The following is a 3,592-nucleotide window of genomic DNA, read 5'->3' on the forward strand; positions in this document are numbered from 1 at the left end:
ATCGCCGCTTCACGGATGATTTCAAGACGACTCTTGCCGTCCCGATTGTGAGCCAAATGCCTCACGCAGTTTTCAATCATCACAACACTGCTATCGACGACCAATCCAAAGTCGATCGCACCAAGACTGAGCAGGCTGGCGGCAATTCCAAATTTCAGCATCCCTGAGAACGCGAAAAGCATCGAAAGCGGAATCGCCATGGCGACAATCAGCCCAGCTCTCAGGTTGCCAAGGAAAATAAACAGAATGGCAATCACCAGCAGACCACCCTCGAACAAGTTTTTCTGCACGGTATGGATGACATGGTCGATCAACTCGGTCCGGTCGTAGACCGTTTGGATCGTTACACCGGCTGGCAGGGTTCCCTTGATTTGCTCCAGCTTTTCTTTTAGCGCCCACGTGACCTCGTCGCTGTTCTCGCCCATCAGCATGAACCCGAGACCCAGCACCGCTTCGCCTTGACCGTTGGCCGTGACCGCCCCGCGACGAATCTCGTGACCGATTTGCACCTCGGCCACGTCACGCACACGAACGGGCACGCCGTCTTTCGCCGTCACGATGACTTCTTCAATCTGTTCGATGTTCACAGTCCGACCGACCCCGTGTACCAACAGCATCTCGCTGCCATCGGTGACCGTGCCACCGCCGACATTCTCATTGTTCTCTTGAATTGCTTCGCTGACCTGCTCAAACGTCAGTCCGTACTTGAGCAATAGGTCTGGGTTGATCCGTACCTGATACTGTTTTTCGTATCCGCCCCAACTGTTGACTTCAGCAACGCCGCGAACCGAGCGAAGTTGTGGCTTGATGACCCAGTCATGAATGGTGCGAAGTTCGGTCAGTCGCTTGACTCGTTGCTCACGAGAAACTTCAGAGAGATCAACGCCGTCATAGACCACGACGTAGTGGAAGACCTCGCCGAGTCCCGTGGAGACCGGTCCCATTTGCGGCCTTGCAATGCCGTCCGGCAATTCGACCGTCGAAAGTCGCTCGTTAATCAATTGCCGAGCGAAATAGATGTCGATGCCGTCGTCGAAGATGACTACGACCTGCGACAATCCGAACTTGGAGATCGAACGCAGTTCATGCAATCCCGGCAAACCGCTAATAGCTTGCTCGACGGGGAAGGTGATTTGGCGTTCAATCTCTTCAGAGGCCAGTGACGGCGCAACCGTGTTGATTTGAATTTGCACCGGAGTCGTATCGGGAAACGCATCAATGTCGAGTTGTTGCAGCGAGAAAACGCCGACAACCGCAAACAACAACGCCGCCAGAATCACCAACCCGCGGTGCTTGAGCGAAAAATCAATCAGCCAATTAAGCATCCGTACTCTCCTTATTCAGCGACGCAGTCGCAGCCTGCACCAAGGTTGTTCTTCAGTAACTGCGCTTTCAACACGTCGCTGCCGCCGGTCGCGATGACCTCACCGGGCAGCATGCCTGAGATGACTTCCGTGACATCACCATTTACTGCCCCCAAACGTACCGAGCGGACATGAAAGACTTTGTAGCTGTCGGGGCTGTCGAAGTAGTTCTTGTCGCGGACGAAGACGACTTGGCAGCAACCTTCCCAGTGCGATGCCCCGGTTGGAATGACAATCGCATCGGATTCTTCGCGAAGGATGATTTCCCCCATGCCGAACGTCTCGTTGCGAAGCCGTCCGTCGTGGTTAGCCAAGACCGCCCGCACTTCCAACATGCGGGTGTCTCGATCGGCCGACGTATTAACCCAATCCAAAACGCCTTCGACCACTTGGCGACTGCCATCGGGCGTAAACCGAATCCGTTGTTCCAACGCAAGCTGATCCATCTTCTCCAGCGGAACACTCAATTGCAGCCACATTTGCCGCGTATCGCCGACCTGAAACAGCATCCGTGACGGATCAACCACTTCGCCGGGCGTGACGGCTCTCTCGATGACAACTCCGTCCATCGGCGATGCAATCGGCAGCAAATTCGCCGTGGCATTCAGTGAACTCACCTGTTCGCGAATAGACGGTGGAATTCCAAGCAATCGCAACTCGTCAAGGACTTGCTGCTCGGACATCCCTCTGAGTCGACTGACATCAACTGGCAAACCCAAGTTCCGCAACGATTGCTCCGCACTCAATACATCCGCCCGTGCCTTGGCCAGTGCCGCTTCGGCATCGAGAATCCGAGAACCCGCGATCGCGTTGCGGGCCGCTGTAAGACGCGACACGTTCTGCTTCTGAAGCTTTTCTTCGGCAAGGGAACGCAATAAAGCGGTCTTCAAGTCTCCCACTTCGGCCGCATCGACAATTGCCAGCACTTCGCCTTCAGCGACTTTGTCTCCGACATTCTTGAAAACCCTCCAGACACTACCCGGTACCCGAGAGGCCAGATTTGCTTGGCGTGTCGGGTCGTAAACGATCTCGCCATTGCCGAAGATCGACTCAACAATCGGATGTCGTTCCACCAACTCGACGTCAACGCCTGCCTGCTGTACGGCTTCAACAGATTCAAACTGAATCCGAGTCTTGTAAATGTCGCAGCCGCTGTTGTTCTCTTTGCGTGGAGCAATCGCCAACGCTCGTGCCGCTCGCTGCAAGTCCGCCGCAAGCTCTCCTTGCGAAGGAGGCTGCTTGAGCTGCGCAACGTCGGGATGATCGAGCACGCAATTGTGAACGCCGTGATCAGAACACCAACCGTAGTCCGGTCCCTTCGGCATCAACGTCGGATCGCACTCGACGCAGATCGACTCCGGCACCGCGTGCTCTTCGCACCAGTCATCGACGACCGGCTCCACATCGCTGGTTAGTGCGGCAAACTTCGGTATTCGCCAGTCGTTGTGATGTCCGTAGTAGAACACCGCAGCGAAACCGATCAGCACAAGAGTCGGCCCGATACCGGACAGCACCAGTCCCACCGTTCGTCGCACGAAGCCGCGAGGCGTTTCCGTCGTCTTGGTACGAGTTGTCTCAGTGGGTGGTGTCTGGACAGGGTGCCCATTTACTGAAGGTGCGGAGGATTCTTGCTGCGACGGACGGGGCGTCACGTCGGCTATTGAACGGCTCATTTCGGAAACTCCTGCTGGAGGAATGCGAGACAGGCACGAGAAGCAACAACGGCGTCCAGTGCAACTATCAAGGGCAGGCTGACCAGCTAGGAACTTTTGAGCGCAAGCAAAGGGCGCATGAGTTCACAGTAAGAGTGCTAATCAGCGAGCAAAGGCCAGCAGGGCCTAGAGCAGAAAGGAAGCGTGAGCAACGCGAATGTCGCGTCCACTTTCCAAGTCGCAGTGCGGAGGCGGTTCATGACCGCACGATGTAAACGCCTGCGAATAGTCGAGCGTATCGAAACAGCATGGAAGAAAATCAACCGTCAGAAAGGCTTCAAGCCCAACGGTCCGATTGTTCAATTCCGGTGTGACTTGGCACACGCAACCAGTGTCGCATGGGCAGGGACAATCGGAAGGACAATCAAACGGCGACGGAACCTGCTCTCCACTGCACGGCTCGCGCTCAGAATCGAAGCAGGTGCAGGTGTGCATCTCGACGTTCTGAAATGCCTGCGCATCGTCATCGCATCCGATGCAAAGCAACGGACAGAAAATCACCCGCAAGGTGATAAT

3 protein-coding genes are annotated in these 3,592 nt (G+C 55.6%); 1 reads left to right on the forward strand and 2 read right to left on the reverse strand.

All coding sequences use genetic code 11. The annotated features are described in order from the left end of the window. Positions 1-1,325, reverse strand: a 1,325-nt coding sequence (locus AC5DDB_RS29825) for an efflux RND transporter permease subunit (RefSeq protein ID WP_491743422.1), incomplete at its 3' end; no start/stop codon positions are given. Between the two features lie 11 nt (positions 1,326-1,336). After that, the gene (locus AC5DDB_RS29830; protein ID WP_491743423.1) at positions 1,337-3,037 is read right to left on the reverse strand and encodes an efflux RND transporter periplasmic adaptor subunit; all 1,701 of its coding nucleotides are present in this window, start codon (positions 3,035-3,037) and stop codon (positions 1,337-1,339) included. A gap of 237 nt (positions 3,038-3,274) precedes the next feature. Between AC5DDB_RS29830 and AC5DDB_RS29835 the strand changes: the two genes are divergently transcribed. Then, a partial coding sequence (locus AC5DDB_RS29835) for a hypothetical protein (RefSeq protein WP_491743424.1) occupies positions 3,275-3,592 on the forward strand: 318 nt, incomplete at its 3' end.

The sequence above is a fragment of the Thalassoroseus sp. genome, from assembly GCF_984380535.1.

Excerpts from the sequence above, each read along its gene's own strand:
- AC5DDB_RS29830 (WP_491743423.1), bottom strand. The coding sequence starts at position 3,037 with ATGAGCCGTTCAATAGCCGACGTGACGCCCCGTCCGTCGCAGCAAGAA.